Here is a 15632-nt window from a genome sequence, read left to right as displayed (position 1 = left end):
GCGCGGTAAGCCGGCGATTATAGCGGGCTCCGGCGGCGAAGCCAAGTCACCCCTGAACCGCTCAGATCGCTTGCCAGGCTTGGGTTTGCAGGGCCTGCTCCAGAATTGCCAGCTGGGCGGCGGCGTCCGGCCACTGCACAGACCCGACCGCCGCCAACGCCTGTTGCCCACGCGCATTGCAGCTGAAGCCGCCATCGAATCCGTGGAGTTCGTCCAGCGTGACGGGGCGCGTGTCCTGCTCGATGCCAATCGCTTGCAGCCCGGCCTGCAGCAGCCGCTGCCGGGTGCCGGGCAAGGCCGGCCCCCGTGGCCACACGACCCTGCCCTGCTGCCACAGGCCCAGATTCCAGAATGCCCCCTCCACGAGCCGGCCTTGCGGATCGATCAGCAGCGCGTCGTCGAACCCGGCAAGCATTGCCTGACGGCGCAGTTGCAGCAGCGCAAAGGTGCCGACGTGCTTTAACAGCGGCTGCTCGCGCACGTAGCAGGCCGGCTGCGCGCGCACAGCAGTTGCTGGCATCTGCGCAGCGGGCGAGAGCGCGATCAACACATCCAGTGCAACGACGCGCGCTGGATCGCGCAGGTCGAAATCCTGCGAAAACACCGTGATGCGCACGCTCGCATCGGCACTGCCGGCGACCGACAATGCGGCCCGCAACTGCGCGCGAATGGCCTCAATATCGACGGCAGCACCAAACAGGGCTGCGCTGTCGTGCTGCAGCCGTTGCAGATGCAGGTCCAGCCCAAGCGCAGCGTTGTTGCGCACCTGCAGCGTGGTGAAGTGGCCGTAATTGTTCAACGCCGCGGCACTGAGCTGCTGCGCGGTGGCGGCCATGCCATTGCAGAAGATCAACGGCACAACAGCGCCTGCGCCTGTTCCCACCACTGCGTCACGACATGCGCAGCCGGCTGTGCAGGCGCCATCCAGGCGGATTGGCCGGCCCAGGCCTGCATCGCATCCAGACGGTTATCGCGCGCGGCCGCCTGGCGCATCGGCGCGGTGAGCCCGCGCTGCACCGGGTACGGCGCGGGTGGCGGTGCGTCTGCAGCGCTTGCTGCACTGACATACGCTGTGGTCAGCGCGCGCCCCAACCGGCCCGAGAATGCACGGGTTGGCTGGGTGTGCTCCGGCTCTGCCTGAGATAACGCGTCGGCCCAGGCGCTCGGCAATGCAGCTTCGGGCGTGCGTAGCAAGCCGGTGCCGATCTGTACCGCGCTTGCGCCCAAGGTCAGCGCTGCCGCGATGCCGCGCGCATCGGCGATGCCGCCGGCCGCGATGACCGGGACATCGAGACGATCGACCAGACGCGGCAACAGCGCCAACAGCCCGGTCATCTGCTGCGCTGCGCGGCCGGCCTCGAACGCACCGCGATGACCCCCGGCCTCGGCCCCTTGCGCAACCACTGCATCGGCGCCTGCTGCCTGCGCCGCAAGGGCTTCGTCCAAGGTGGTCGCGCAGGCGAACCAGGCGATCCCGGCATTCTTGAGACGTTCCACCTGATCGGGCCGAAAGACACCCATGATCGATGAGGCAACTGCTGGCCGCGCAGCGAGCAAGGCATCCAATTGCGCATCGAAATCGGCAGGTGTCGCATCGCCCGCTGTCTCCGCCACCGGTGGCCCCCACTGCGCAAGAAACGCGCGCAGCCGCGCCTCGGTGGCCGCATCGCGTGCAGGTGCCGGGTCGGGAATCCAAAGATTGATCTGCGCAGGCCCTGCGCTGGCCTCACGGAATGCCGCCATCCACGCCACGATGTCGTGCGGCTGCGATAACACCGCACCCATCGCGCCCATGCCACCGGCGTTGGCAACCGCCGCCGACAACGGCACCGGGCAGGCGCCGGCCATGGGACTGAGCAGGATCGGCAAGCGCAGCCCAAAGCGCTGCTGGAAGGCATCGACGTTGGAAAACCTGGTCATCAATCACTTCGCACACCATGAGATTGCGCATGGTAACCGCGATGGAGAAACGCTGATGCCGGCACGGGCACGGGCACCTGCCGCGCCCGTCTACCTTGAAGTGGTCTGCCACGCCAGCACAAGGGCCAGCGCAAGATGCACGCACTGCGCCTGCGAATGTCTTCGCAGCGCGGCGTACGCAGGTTGCTCAGCGGAACGGCATGCCGCCGCGGCCGCCCATGGCGCCCATCATGCCCTTCATGTTGCGCATCAGGCCCTTCATGCCGCCGCCGGCCAGCTTGCCCATCATCTTTTCCATCTGCTGGTACTGCTTCATCAGCTTGTTGACGTCGGCCGGCTGCATGCCCGAGCCGCGGGCGATGCGGGCGCGGCGCGAGCCGTTGAGCAGCGCGGGGTTGCGGCGCTCTTTCTTGGTCATCGAATTGATGATGGCGATCATGCGCGGCACTTCCTTGCCGGTGACCTGCTGCTTGACGTTGTCCGGGATCTGGCCCATGCCCGGCAGCTTGTCCATCAGCCCATGGATGCCGCCCATGTTCTGCATCTGCTCGAGCTGTTCCTTCATGTCGTTGAGGTCGAACTTCTTGCCCTTGGCGACCTTGGCGGCGAGCTTGGCGGCCTTTTCCTGATCGACGCTGTGCTCGACCTGCTCCACCAGCGACAGCACGTCGCCCATGTCCAGGATGCGGCTGGCAACGCGGTCGGGATGGAACACATCCAGGCCGTCGGTCTTTTCGCCGGTACCGACGAACTTGATCGGCTTGCCGGTGATGTAGCGCACGCTCAGTGCCGCGCCGCCGCGCGCGTCGCCGTCGGTCTTGGTCAGCACCACGCCGGTCAGCGGCAACGCCTCACCGAACGCCTTGGCGGTGTTGGCCGCGTCCTGGCCGGTCATCGCATCGACCACGAACAGGGTTTCGGTGGGGTTGACCGCGGCGTGCAGCGCCTTGATCTCGTCCATCATCGCCTGATCGATCGCCAGGCGGCCGGCGGTATCGACCAGCAACACGTCGACGAACGACTTCTTCGCATCGGAGATGGCCGCGCGCACGATGTCCACCGGCTTCTGCGAGGCGTCGGAGGCGAAGAACAGCACGCCCACCTGTTCGGCCAGGGTCTTGAGCTGCTCGATCGCGGCCGGGCGGTAGACGTCGGCCGAGACCACCATGACCTTCTTCTTGCGCTTTTCCTTCAGGTGCTTGGCGAGCTTGCCGACCGTGGTGGTCTTGCCTGCGCCCTGCAGACCGGCCATCAGCACGATCGCTGGCGCCGGCACGTTGAGATTGAGGTCGGTGGCGGCCGCGCCCATGACGGCGGTGAGTTCGTCGCGCACCACCTTGATCAGCGCCTGGCCCGGGGTCAGCGACTTGAGCACTTCCTGACCGACTGCGCGCACCTTGATGCGCTCGATCAGCGCCTGCACCACCGGCAGCGCCACGTCGGCCTCGAGCAGCGCGATGCGCACTTCGCGGGTGGCTTCGCGGATGTTCTCCTCGGTCAGGCGGCCGCGGCCGCGCAGGCGCTCCATGGTGCCGGAGAGACGTTGGGTAAGGGACTCGAACATGCGCAAGGGACCGCGGAGAGGAAACGGGTGCCGATTATAGCGGCACCGGCTGGCGGCCGGCCCCGGCCGGCCCCAGCCCCGGAAACGTGACCTTTAAGGAACTCTTCGACCGCACTGCGCGGCGGGCAATCCGCCGGGACCGGGACCGCGACGAGCAGAACGGCAGCAAGGCGGTAATAGACGCTCTACTGCGTACCCGGCGCACCCCACTTCATGCGAGGTACCGCCCGCCCCTGCCGGCCAGCAAAACCCCAGCGACCCATTGCCAGGCTTCCCCGATTCCCCAATCCCCACTCCCGATTCCCGATTCCCCAATCCCCAATCCCCAATCCCGGCCCCACCATGCGAAACTTCCACGATGACAATCGTTCTCATCGCGTTCGCCCTGTATCTGCTTGCCACGGCACTGCTCACCCGGGCGGTGTTGCGCGATGGCAACCAATCGCCTGCGCACTGGCTGGCGCCCGCATTGGCTGCAGTGGCCTTGCACGCCGGTTACCACGTGCTGGTGGCCGTGCGCACCGCCGGCGGGCCGGACATGCACTTCTTCGCGGCCTTGTCGTTGTGCGGGCTGGGTATGGCTGCGCTGACGGCGGTGTTCGGCGGCCGCGGGCGGATGGCGGCGGTGGGTGTGGTGGTGTTCCCGCTGTCGGCGATCCTGTTGGCCAGCTACCACGCCTACGGCCATGAGCCCAGTTCGGATCTGGGCTGGCGACTCGAATTGCACGCGTGGCTGGCCTTGCTGGCCTACGCCACGCTGGGCATCGCGGCGCTGCTGGCAATCATGCTGTGGCTGCAGGAACGCGCGTTGCGGCGGCGCGATTTCCATAGCTTGCTACGCGCACTGCCACCGCTGACCGAGCTGGAAACGCTGCTGTTCCGCACGATCACGGTGGGCTTTGTGCTGTTGAGCCTGACCCTGCTGACCGGCCTGTTGTTCGTGCAGGACTTCCTGGCGCAGCGGCTGTTGCAAAAGACCGTGCTGAGCATCCTGTCGTGGATCGTGTTCGGTGCGCTGCTGATCGGCCGCTGGCGCAATGGCTGGCGCGGCACCAAGGCGGTGCACTGGACGCTGACCGCGATGGCGCTGCTGGTGCTGTCGTTCTTCGGCAGCAAGTTCGTCATCGAGCTGGTGCTGGGGCCGCGTTGAGCGTGGTTGGCCTAGCCCAGCGTCTCAGATGTGAAATCGAACACGGCGAAGCGCGATCGCCTGGATTGCACATCCTGGCCGGTGCGCTGGCCGCGCGCATGGATCGAACTTCTGCGGCCTGCTACGGGCAGGCACACCAGAGCATTGGCAACCCAGGCTTGCGGCAACTGAAGGTCTTGCAACTTCAGAGTGGGCACTGCGATCAGCGGTGCCGGGGCGCGCCCGCACGACGCAGCTCAGCCAACCCCCAAGCGCTGAAATCTCTCACGCATCCAGCGCGGCGCGCACGGCGTCCCAGGGCTGGTCCGGCCCCGCCTTGGCAAAGCGATAGCTGATACTGCGGCGGTAGGTCTGACCCGGCCGCAGGATGGTCGAAGGGAAGTTGGGGTGGTTGGGAGCGTCCGGATAGTCCTGCGGCTCCAGGCATACGCCACGGCCCAGTCCGGGATGGTGGGCGTCCAGATGCTGGCCTTCGTACACCTGCACCGCCGGGGCATCGCTGCTGATGCGCAGCGCCACGCCACTGTGCGGGGAGTACAGCTCGGCAACGCAGTCCGCGTCGGCGGCCAGCACCAGACACTGGTCGTAGCCCTTGCCGAGGATGATCTGGGGATGCGCCGGCTGAATGTTGTCGGCCAGCGCAGCAGGCTGGCGGAAATCGAATGGCGTACCGGTCACCGATGCGATCTCGCCCGTGGGGATCGACTCGGCATCCACCGGCAGGTAGCGATCGGCCGGCACGCGCAGCACCTGCGCTGCGGCCCGCAGCTGCGGATCGCCGGACAGATTGAAATACGGGTGGTGGGTAAGGTTCAACGCAGTCGCGGCATCGCAGTGCGCTTGGAAGTTCAGCTGCAGGCTCAGCCCGTGAAGCTGTAGGTGCGCGCGCACATGCAGATTGCCGGGGTAGCCCTCTTCGCCATCGGGTGAGTCGTAGCCCAACAGCACCTGGTCCGGCGCCTGCTCCAGCACGCTCCACACCCGTCGCCCGAAACCGCGCAGCCCGCCGTGCAACTGGTTACGCCCCTCATTGGCGGCCAGCACGTGGGTGACGCCCTCCAGGGTGTAACGCGCACCGGCGATGCGGTTGCCGAAGCGGCCCACCAGAATGTTGAGGCTGTCGCCATCGGCAGCATAGGCGGCTAGATCCGGCAGGTTCAGCACTAGCGGCACGACACCCTGTGCGGTGGTCAACTGCAGCGTATGCAGGATGCCGCCGTAGGTGAGCACCTCCGCCTGCAGACCATCCTGGCTGCGTAGCGTGAGCGCATGGATTTCGACACCGTCTGGCAACTGCCCGAACACTCGCTGCATGGATCGTCCTGCCGATGAGGTAGCCCGCGAGCATAGCCGCATGCGATGGCCGCCGACCATGCCGCCGCGCACATCCTGGCCGGCGAGGCGATTGCAGTGGCGAAGCGACTGCCGCGCTCGCCTGCAGCGGCCGCGCTGCAGCAATACAAAGGGCGGCCACCGGCACTACGCTAGCCGCGCACTTCCCATCGCAGCAGCACCCACCCGACCATCGACCAGCACAGGAGCACCGACCCGATGCAGTGGATTTCCCCCGCGTTGCAGGCATCGCGCAGGCAGCTGTTGAACGCCGTTTTCGTCGCCGCCGCGCTTGCCAGCGTGCCGGCCAGCTTCGCTGCCGAGGTCAAGGTCAGCGGCACCTTGCGCGTGGACCAGCCCGGCGCGCAGGTGTCGCGGCACCTGTTCGGCCAATTCGCCGAGCATCTGGGCACCGGCATCTATGGTGGCGTGTGGGTGGGCGAGGAATCGCCGATCCCCAATACGCGCGGCTATCGCAACGACGTGGTCGCCGCGCTGAAAGCCATTGCCGTGCCCAACATCCGCTGGCCTGGAGGTTGCTTCGCCGACGAATACCACTGGCGCGATGGCGTCGGCACGCCGGGCAAGCGCCCGATCCGGGTCAACACGCACTGGGGCGGTGTGGAAGAGTCCAACCGTTTCGGCACGCACGAGTTCATGGACTTCACCGAATTGCTCGGCACCCAGGCCTACGTCGCCGGGAATGTGGGCGATGCTGCGCCGGAGGAGATTGCGCAGTGGACCGAATACATGACCGCGCCGACACGCTCGAGCCTGGCCAACGAGCGCCGCGCCAATGGCCGCGATGCGCCCTGGCAGGTTCCCTACTTCGGCGTGGGCAACGAGCTGTGGGGCTGCGGCGGCAATATGCGCGTGGAGTACGCAGCCGATGTGTTTCGCCGCTACCAGACTTTCGTCAAGTCGCCGGCCAACCAGAAGATTTTCAAGATCGCGCCCGGCCCAAGCGACGACGACTATCACTGGACCGAGGTGATGATGCGCGAGGCCACCAAGTTCATGGATGGGCTGAGCATGCACTACTACACCATTCCCGGTGGCTGGCCGCCGCGCGCGTCTTCGACCACGTTCGACGAAGCCGCGTGGATCCAGACGTTGTCGCGCACGCTGGTGATGGACGAGCTGATCACCAAGCACAGCGCGATCATGGACAAGTACGACCCGGCCAGGAAAGTATCCCTGATCGTGGACGAATGGGGCACCTGGTATGCGCCATTGCCAGGCACCAATCCCGGCTTCCTGCAGCAGCAAAACAGCCTGCGTGACGCGCTGGTGGCGTCGCTCAACTTCGACATCTTCAGCCAGCATGCCGAGCGTGTGCGCATGGCCAACATCGCGCAGATGGTCAATGTGCTGCAGGCGATGATCCTGACCGATGGCGACAAGATGGTGCTGACGCCGACCTATCACGTGTTTGCGCTTTACAAGCCCTACCAGGACGCCACACACCTGCCGCTGCAATTGCAGACACCTGCGTATCGTCATGGCGACACGCAGGTGCCGGCCGTGCACGGCTCGGCGGTCAAGGCGAAGGACGGCCATGTGTATCTCGCGCTGACCAACCTGGACGCGACTGCGGCAGCGGCTGTGAGCGTGCAGGTGGAAGGGCTGCCGCTGCGTGCGGTGGAGGGACAGATCCTGACCGCACCGGCGATCACCACGTACAACACCTATGCGCGGCCACAGGCCGTTGCGCCGGCTCCATTCAAGGGCGCACGTGTCCAAGGCAAGGCAGTGAACGTGGCACTGCCGGCGCATTCGATCGTGATGCTCAAGTTGCGATGAGCGATCGGATGCAATGCACAGGGCCTGCCCAGGCGCATGACGTGTCGGGCACAGCCAGCCGTGTGGCGCCGCGTTGCCGCGTGCGGGCGCGCCTTCGAACCGGGCGATCGTTGCATCTGATGTGCCTGTGGTCACGTCGCCGTGCCGGCGTGACACTCCGGGTTGAAGGCGCCATCAACAAGGCGCACTAGCAGCGCCGTCGATGCCGCACGCCCAGCCAACGTTTACGCGTTGGCGGCGGTACTCTTGAGCATGTCGATGAGCTGGCGCAGGCGGTAGGGTTTGGGCAGGAAATCGACCTGAGCCGGCAACGGCGGCAACTGCGCCTTGGCAAATCCCGAGGCCAAAATCACGCGTGCCTGCGGCAGCATTTGCGCCACCTGCTCGCTCAGTTCAATGCCCGACATGCCGTTGGGCATGCGGATATCACTGAACACCACATCGTACGGGCCGCTGTCGCGCACCATGCGCAACGCGCTGTGACCATCATCGGCGGTGTCGACACTGATGCCGGCATCGCGCAGCGCTTCGCCGATCAGTTCGCGCAGTTCTTCTTGGTCTTCCACCATCAGCAGGCGAAGGGATTCAGTCATGCTCGGCCTCCTCGACGGCCGGGAGAAACACGGTGACGGTGGTGCCGCGTCCAGGTGCGGTCTCAAGCTCGACGAAGCCACCGGACTGGGATGCGAAGCCATAGACCTGGCTCAAGCCCAGGCCGGAGCCCTTGCCGACATCTTTGGTGGTGAAAAAAGGTTCGCTGGCGCGCTGTGCAACGTGGGCGGACATCCCCGGACCATCGTCGCGTACCGCAAGGGCGACGTACGGGCGAAGGACGCCTTGGTGGCCTGAGGGTTCGGGTCGTTGCGCAGCAGAAGCAAGCAACACGATGCTGCCGCCAGCGGGCATCGCATCGCAACTATTGAAGACCAGGTTGAGCAGCGCCGCCTCCAGCTGGCCAGGGTCGACGCGCACATGCGGCAGTGCGTCGGCGAACTGCAACGCCAAGCTCACACCCGGCGGGCAAGCACGCCGTAACAGTTCCAACGAACGGGTCACGATGTCGTTGACGGGGTGGCGTTCGGGGTTCAGCTGTTGCCCGCGCGCGAAAGCAAGCAGTTGCCGCGTCAACAAGGTGCCGCGATCCACCGCAGTTTGCGCCACTTCAATCAACATGCGGGTGCGCGCATCTTCACCAGCGCGCAGCGCTATCAGGTCCAGGCTGGTCACCATCACCGTGAGCAGGTTGTTGAAATCGTGGGCCATGCCCAGCGTCAACCGGCCCAAGGCTTCGACCTTCTGCGATTGCAGCAACGCCTGCTGCGCCTGTTGCAGCAACTGCTGCGCTTCATGGCGCTCGGTCAGATCGCGGGTGACTTTTGCAAACCCGACCAGCACGCCGAATTCCAGCACCGGTTCGATCACCACGCTGGCCCAGAACCGGCTGCCGTCCTTGCGCAGGCGCCACCCTTCGGCAGCGAAGCGCCCTGCTTGCTTGGCAATTTCCAGATTGCGGCTGGGTTCGTCGCGTTGCGCATCCTCGGGCAGGTAGAATCGCGAGAAATGCGTGCCCAGGACCTCGCTTGCGCTGTAGCCCTTGATGCGTTCGCCGCCGGGGTTCCAGCTGCGAATATGCCCACCGATATCGAGCATATAGATCGCGTAATCGGACACGCTCTGTACCAACAGCTGACACTGCCGGCTGTCGTAAGAAAGCGGCCCTGCGCTGTCGACGGCCGTTTCCGCATCCATCGCGCGATGATTCTCCGGAAAAGCGCGGGACCATATTGATAGCGACGTGAAGGCTGCGTGCAAGCCAACCCGGCAGCAAAAAGCGTCAATTTCCCGGCGATTTGTGCGTGAAAGTTATCGGCTACCATGACCGCCCTTCCAGTTCGGTCCACGCACCTTATGCACACCATCTCGACCACACGCGACCGCTGGGTGTGGGTCATCGCGGGGGCCTTGATGGCTGGAACGCTGGGCATGGAACTGGTGACCCCGCTCGGTTATGCAGTGTGGCTGACCTACTTCGTGGCAGTGGGCGTGACGGTGTTTCAGAACCGCCCGCAGGTGCCACTCATCGTCGGCGTGCTGTCGTGTGTCTTGCTGGCGATCGGTTTTCAGCTCGCGCCACCAAGCACGAATTCGAGCTTTTCCTCGGTCAATCGCAGCATTGGCGGCGTGTCGTTCCTGGCAATGGCGTTGGTGGTGATGCAGGCGATCCGCGCACGCCGCCAGGCCGAATTCGCACTATGGTTGCAGCAGGCAGAAAACACGGTCGAAGCCAGTTTGCGCGGCGATCAGGCACCGCAGGAGCTGGCCGACGCCGCGGTGCGCGCACTGTGCCAGACACTGGATGCGCAGGTCGGCGCGCTGTATCGCATCGAGGGCGACCGTCTGCGACTCACCGGTGGTGCGGCGTTGCCGCCGGATCTGCCGCAGACGCTGCCCACCGCAGCCGGCCAGCTCGGCGAAGTGCTGCAACGTGGCACGGTGCGTCGCATCCGTGGCATGGACGCCGGGCATCTGCAGATTGCCTCCGGGCTGGGCCAGAGCAGCTGCCAGGAGCTGCTGCTGGCGCCGATCACCGCCGACGACCGGGTGATCGGCGTCATCGAGCTCGGGCGCGTGACCGACCCACGCACCGCCGGCTCGCGCGAAGAAGAACTGCTGGCACGCTGCGGCGAGAACATCGGCCTGGCACTGCGCACCGCGTTGCTGCGCGCGCAGCTGGTGGCCTTGCTGGAAGAAACCCAGCGACAGAGCGAGGAACTGCAGACCCAGCAGGAAGAACTGCGCGTGGCCAACGAGGAACTCGAAGAACAGAGCCGTAGCCTGCAGCAGTCGCAAAGCGACCTGGAAGTGCAGCAGGCAGAACTGGAACAGACCAACGTGCAGCTGGAAGAGCGCACGCAGGCGCTTGAGGCGCAAAAGCAGGCCTTGTTGATCGCGCAGAATCAGCTGGTGCGCAATAGCAACGAGTTGTCCACTGCATCGCGCTACAAGTCGGAATTCCTGGCCAACATGTCGCACGAGTTGCGCACGCCGCTCAACAGCGCCTTGATCCTGGCCAAGTTGCTGGCCGACAACAAGGACGGCACGCTCAGCGCCGAGCAGGTGAAATATGCGCAGGCGATCCTGTCGTCCAACAACGACCTGCTGGCGCTGATCAACGACATCCTGGACCTGTCCAAGATCGAAGCCGGACACGTGGAGCTGGCGGACGAAACGGTCGTCACCGATTCGGTGCTGCAACGCCTGCGCGAAACCTTCGAACCGCTGGCGCGACAGAAGGGCCTGGCATTGGAGATCGCGGCAGCTGCCGGCGCGCCGGCACGGTTGGTCGTCGACAACCAGCGCCTGCAGCAGATCCTGAAGAACCTGTTGGCCAACGCCATCAAGTTCACCGAACACGGCAAGGTCAGCTTGACGGTCCAGGCGCATGCGCCCGGCCGTGTGCACTTTGCGGTGACCGATACCGGCATCGGCATCGCGCGCGAACAGAGCGAAGTGATCTTCGAAGCGTTCCGTCAGGCCGACGGCAGCACGCGCCGCCGTTATGGCGGTACCGGGTTGGGTCTGTCGATTTCGCGCGACCTGGCCCAACGCATGGGCGGCAGCATCAGTGTGGACAGCGAGCCCGGGCGCGGCAGCTGCTTTACGCTGGAATTGCCGACCGATGGCGCACCTGCGGAGGTGACCGGCCCTGCCGATACAGCTACGAACGCCGCCGCGGTCGCAGGCCCGGCGTCTGCTGCCCATGTGCAACAACGCAACGGCAGCGCGATGGGTGCGCAATCCGGCGCATCTGGTGGTGCGGTGGCCCACACGGTGCCGGTGCCAATCGCATCGCCCAACGCTGCACCGATCCAACGGGCCGACGACGATCGCGACCAACGCAGCCGCCCCGGCCGGCTGATCCTGGCGGTGGAAGACGACACCCGCTTTGCGCAAGCACTGGTGGAACTGGCCCACGAACTGGATTTCGATTGCGTGGTGGCCCCCAACGCAGAAGAGGCCCTGCGCCTGGCCGCCGAGATGCGCCCGAGCGGCATCCTGCTGGACATCGGCCTGCCGGATGCGTCCGGTCTGAGCGTGCTCGAACGCCTCAAGCGCGATCCGGCCACTCGCCATGTGCCTGTCCACGTGGTGTCCGCGCTGGAACGCAGCCAGATTGCGCTGGAGCTTGGTGCGGTTGGCTACCTGATCAAGCCGGCCACGCGCGAACTGCTGGCCGGTGCGATCCGCCAGCTGGAAGAAACCAATGCACGCGCAGTGCGTCGTTTGTTGATCGTCGAAGACGACAGCGCATTGCGCGCGAACCTACAATTGCTGCTGGCGCGCGACCAGCTGGACATCGTCGCGGTCGGCAGCATTGCCGAGGCGATGGATCAGCTGGCAGGCTCCACCTTCGATTGCATGGTCACCGATCTGGCCTTGCCCGACGGCAGCGGCTACGACCTGCTCGAACGCATGGCCGGCAACGATGCGGTCGCCTTCCCTCCCGTGATCGTCTACACCGGGCGCGCCCTGACCCGCGACGAAGAACAAGGCCTGCGCCGGTATTCCAAGAGCATCATCATCAAGGGCGTGCGCTCGCCGGAACGCCTGCTCGACGAGGTGACGCTGTTCCTGCACAGCGTGGAAGCCTCATTGCCCAGCGATCAGCAGCGCCTGCTGCGCGAAGCACGCCGCCGCGACGCGGTGCTGGACGGCGCCACCGTGTTGCTGGCCGAAGACGATGTGCGCAACATCTTTGCGCTCTCCAGCGTGCTCGAACCGCTGGGCGTCACGCTGCAGATCGCACGCAATGGCCGCGAGGCGCTGGAGCACCTGGCCAAGCACGAGGTGGACCTGGTCCTGATGGACATCATGATGCCGGAGATGGATGGCATCACCGCGATGCGGCAGATCCGTGCGAACCGTCAATGGCAGGATCTGCCCATCATCGCGCTGACCGCCAAGGCCATGGCCGACGACCGCGAACGCTGCCTGGAAGCCGGCGCCAACGACTACATCGCCAAGCCCATCGACGTGGACAAGCTGGTCTCGCTGTGCCGCGTGTGGTGCTCGCGGCAATGAACGCGGTAGAGCTGTTCGACCTGGAACTGCGCGTGCTGCTGGAAGCGGTCTTCCAGCGCTATCACTACGACTTCCGCGACTATGCGGTGTCGTCGTTGCGACGGCGCATGCGCCACGCGATGGCGCGTTTCGACTGCGCGCGCGTGGCCGATCTGCAGCACCGTCTGCTGCACGAGCCGGACACCTTCGCGCAGGCGATGCAGTTCTTCACCGTGCAGGTCTCGGAGATGTTCCGCGACCCGGCATATTTCCGCGTCCTGCGCGAGCATGCGGTGCCGGTCTTGCGTACCTATCCCTCGATCAAGCTCTGGGTGGCAGGCTGCAGTACCGGTGAAGAAGTCTGGTCCCTGGCCATCCTGCTGCACGAAGAAGGCCTGTTGGAAAAGGCGGTGATCTACGCCACCGACATCAACCCCGAAGCGCTGGGCATGGCCGAAGCCGGCGCCTATGGCATCGATCGTATCGCGCAGTTCAGCCGCAATTATCTGGACGCCGGTGGCCGCACCTCGCTGTCGGACTACTACACCACCGCTTACGACGGTGCGGTGTTCGACCGGCGCCTGAAACGCAATATCGTGTTCGCCGATCACAGCCTGGCCACCGACACGGTGTTTTCCGAAGTCCACTTGGTGTCGTGCCGCAACGTGCTGATCTATTTCAACCGCAGCTTGCAGGATCGCGCGGTGGGGCTGTTCTACGACGCATTGGTGCATCGCGGATTTCTCGGATTGGGCAGCAAGGAGTCGCTGCAGTTCGGCGCGCACGCGCAGGCCTTTGAAGCCTGCGCGCGTGAGCAGCGGCTGTATCGGAAGGCCGCATGAGCCGCGCGTCTGCAGCCCAGTGTTTCGATGCGATCGTGATCGGTGCCTCCGCCGGTGGCGTGATGGCCCTGCAGGCGTTGTTGTCCGGGCTGCCGGCGGATTTGCCGATGCCGGTGTTGGTCGTGCTGCATCTGCCGCGCGACCGCCCCAGCCACATCGCCGAGCTGCTGGATGCGCGCTGCGCGTTGCCGGTGCGCGAGGCCGACGACAAGCAACCGCTGCTGCCCGGCACCGTCACCATCGCCCCGCCCGACTACCACCTGCTGGTGGAAACCCGCCACAGCCTGGCGTTGTCGATGGATGCGCCGGTGTTGTTTTCGCGCCCGGCGATCGACCTGCTGTTCGAATCGGCTGCCGATGTCTTCGGCGAACGCCTGCTGGCGATCCTGCTCACCGGTGCCAGCAGCGACGGCAGCGCCGGGGTGGCCGCGGTGCGTGCGGTGGGCGGTACCGCCTGGATCCAGCGCCCCGATGACGCTGCCGCCTCGTTGATGCCCGCCTCCGCTCTCGCCCACGCCGGCGCCGATGCGGTGCTGACCTTGCAAGCCATCTGCACCCGACTGGAAGCTTTTCACGCATGAACCTCACCGCGACCGGCCTGGCTGCAAGCAGCGACGACACCGAATCGACCAAGATCCTGATCGTGGACGATGTGCCGCAGAACCTGGTGGCCATGGAAGCGCTGCTGCAACGCGACGGCATCCGCGTGCTATGCGCCGCCTCCGGTGCGCAGGCGCTGGAACTGCTGCTCGAACACGACGTGGCATTGGCGCTGCTGGACGTGCACATGCCGGAAATGGACGGCTTTTCACTAGCGGAATTGATGCGCGGTTCGCAGCGCACCCGGCATGTGCCGATCATTTTCCTGACCGCCTCGCCAAACGATCCGATGCGCGCTTTCCAGGGTTATGAAACCGGCGCCGTGGATTTTCTGCACAAGCCGATCGAGCCGCACGTGATCCTGAGCAAGGTCAACGTGTTCATCGAGTTGTACCAGCAGCGGCGGCTGCTCAAGGCGAGAAATGCCTCGCTCGAACGCGCGCTCACGCTCAACGAAACCATGATGGCCGTGCTCACCCACGACCTGCGCACGCCGCTGTCGGTGATCCTGCTGTGCGCCGACAAACTCGGCCTGGATGTCGATGCCGACAGTTCGGCGGCGCGCACGCTGGAACACCTGGAAAACAGCGCGCACCGCATGTCGCGCATGGTCGAGCAATTGCTGGATTTTTCGCGCCTGCGCACCGATGGTTTGCCGATGCAGTTCGGCCCGTGCAACCTGGGCGAGGTGGTGCACAGCGTGGTAGGCGAAGTGGCGCAGGCCAATCCGCACACTACGATCGACCTGCGCACCGAGGGCGACCTGGATGGCGATGGGGATGGCGACCGGTTGGCGCAGGTCGTGTCCAATCTGGTCGGCAACGCCGTCCTGCATGGCGGACGCCATCCGGTGCAGGTGCATCTGGATGGACGCGAACACGACACCCTGCGCCTGTCGGTGCGCAACGCCGGCAGCATCCCCGACAGCCTGATGCCGCGTCTGTTCGAACCGTTCAAGGCCAGCTTCCATGCCAGCCAAGGACTGGGACTGGGCCTGTTCATCGCCGACCAGTTCGTCAAGGCACACGGCGGCACGCTGCAGGCGCGCAACGAGGACGGCGATGTGGTCTTCGAAGCACGACTGCGCCGCCACAACCTGGCAGCCTGACCGCCGCACGTTCCCGGCGGCTGCAGTGCCGAGGCGCGCGCAGGTGTGCGACCAGCGCATCTTGGCCGATGGATTGCCGCGGCCTCCAGCAAGAGGGGCCAACAGCGCGCTGCCGTCGATCAACGCACAACAGATCCGCTGCCGCCGTGTCAGCGAGCCCGACAGCCAGCGCCTTGGCAGTGCGCCAGGCAGCCCAGGTGACAGCCAACTCAAGCAGTGCCGTTGCACCCCATGCGCCGTATGCTCGTGCGG

Annotated in this window: 12 protein-coding genes; 6 read left to right on the top strand and 6 right to left on the bottom strand. The window is 65.6% G+C overall.

The window, feature by feature from the left end; translation table 11 throughout:
* Positions 1–61 precede the first annotated feature (61 nt).
* The 3 genes from ACDH77_RS06200 to ffh form a co-directional block, all read right to left on the bottom strand.
* Complete coding sequence (locus tag ACDH77_RS06200; RefSeq protein WP_008571120.1) at positions 62–859, bottom strand: aminotransferase class IV family protein; 798 nt, start codon at positions 857–859, stop codon at positions 62–64.
* Positions 850–1920, bottom strand: coding sequence for a nitronate monooxygenase family protein (locus ACDH77_RS06195; protein WP_041469502.1), 1071 nt, complete (start codon positions 1918–1920; stop codon positions 850–852). The genes ACDH77_RS06200 and ACDH77_RS06195 overlap by 10 nt, the downstream gene beginning before the upstream one ends.
* A 187-nt stretch (positions 1921–2107) precedes the next feature.
* The gene (ffh, locus tag ACDH77_RS06190; RefSeq protein WP_008571118.1) at positions 2108–3484 is read right to left on the bottom strand and encodes a signal recognition particle protein; all 1377 of its coding nucleotides are present in this window, start codon (positions 3482–3484) and stop codon (positions 2108–2110) included.
* A gap of 358 nt (positions 3485–3842) precedes the next feature.
* Here ffh and ACDH77_RS06185 point away from each other — a divergent pair, with 358 nt between their 5' ends.
* On the top strand, positions 3843–4634 hold the full coding sequence (locus tag ACDH77_RS06185) for an inner membrane protein YpjD (protein WP_057680951.1): 792 nt from the start codon (positions 3843–3845) through the stop codon (positions 4632–4634).
* A 264-nt stretch (positions 4635–4898) separates the two neighbouring features.
* Here the strand turns inward: ACDH77_RS06185 and ACDH77_RS06180 are convergent, their stop codons facing one another.
* Entirely contained in the window at positions 4899–5948 is a 1050-nt protein-coding gene (locus tag ACDH77_RS06180) for an aldose epimerase family protein (protein WP_031421627.1), read from the bottom strand.
* A gap of 237 nt (positions 5949–6185) precedes the next feature.
* Between ACDH77_RS06180 and ACDH77_RS06175 the strand changes: the two genes are divergently transcribed.
* Positions 6186–7769: an alpha-N-arabinofuranosidase gene (locus ACDH77_RS06175; RefSeq protein WP_031421625.1), complete on the top strand. Its 1584-nt coding sequence runs from the start codon at positions 6186–6188 to the stop codon at positions 7767–7769.
* Between the two features lie 224 nt (positions 7770–7993).
* On the opposite strand, the gene ACDH77_RS06170 is transcribed toward ACDH77_RS06175, so the two are convergent.
* Together ACDH77_RS06170 and ACDH77_RS06165 are read right to left on the bottom strand one after the other, a co-directional pair.
* A complete protein-coding gene (locus tag ACDH77_RS06170) occupies positions 7994–8362 on the bottom strand; it encodes a response regulator (RefSeq protein ID WP_372353767.1) in 369 nt (122 codons plus the stop codon).
* On the bottom strand, positions 8355–9518 hold the full coding sequence (locus ACDH77_RS06165; protein WP_014089652.1) for a two-component system sensor histidine kinase NtrB: 1164 nt from the start codon (positions 9516–9518) through the stop codon (positions 8355–8357). Before ACDH77_RS06165 ends, ACDH77_RS06170 begins: the two co-directional genes overlap by 8 nt.
* Before the next feature lie 159 nt (positions 9519–9677).
* Here ACDH77_RS06165 and ACDH77_RS06160 point away from each other — a divergent pair, with 159 nt between their 5' ends.
* Genes ACDH77_RS06160 through ACDH77_RS06145 form a run of 4 tightly spaced genes read left to right on the top strand, consistent with a single transcriptional unit; the run spans position 9678 to position 15380 of the window.
* Positions 9678–12851 (top strand): response regulator, encoded by a 3174-nt coding sequence (locus tag ACDH77_RS06160; RefSeq protein ID WP_031421622.1) that lies wholly within the window; start codon positions 9678–9680, stop codon positions 12849–12851.
* On the top strand, positions 12824–13672 hold the full coding sequence (locus ACDH77_RS06155) for a CheR family methyltransferase (RefSeq protein WP_008571108.1): 849 nt from the start codon (positions 12824–12826) through the stop codon (positions 13670–13672). The genes ACDH77_RS06160 and ACDH77_RS06155 overlap by 28 nt, the downstream gene beginning before the upstream one ends.
* Positions 13669–14253 carry a chemotaxis protein CheB gene (locus tag ACDH77_RS06150; RefSeq protein WP_011346781.1) on the top strand — a complete coding sequence of 195 codons (585 nt, stop codon included), beginning with the start codon at positions 13669–13671 and terminating at the stop codon, positions 14251–14253. Before ACDH77_RS06155 ends, ACDH77_RS06150 begins: the two co-directional genes overlap by 4 nt.
* A complete protein-coding gene (locus tag ACDH77_RS06145; RefSeq protein ID WP_008571106.1) occupies positions 14250–15380 on the top strand; it encodes a hybrid sensor histidine kinase/response regulator in 1131 nt (376 codons plus the stop codon). Before ACDH77_RS06150 ends, ACDH77_RS06145 begins: the two co-directional genes overlap by 4 nt.
* Positions 15381–15632 lie beyond the last annotated feature (252 nt).

Source organism: Xanthomonas axonopodis pv. maculifoliigardeniae (genome assembly GCF_041519315.1).
Classification (GTDB): domain Bacteria; phylum Pseudomonadota; class Gammaproteobacteria; order Xanthomonadales; family Xanthomonadaceae; genus Xanthomonas; species Xanthomonas euvesicatoria.
This window is presented reverse-complemented; position numbering and strand designations above follow the sequence as displayed.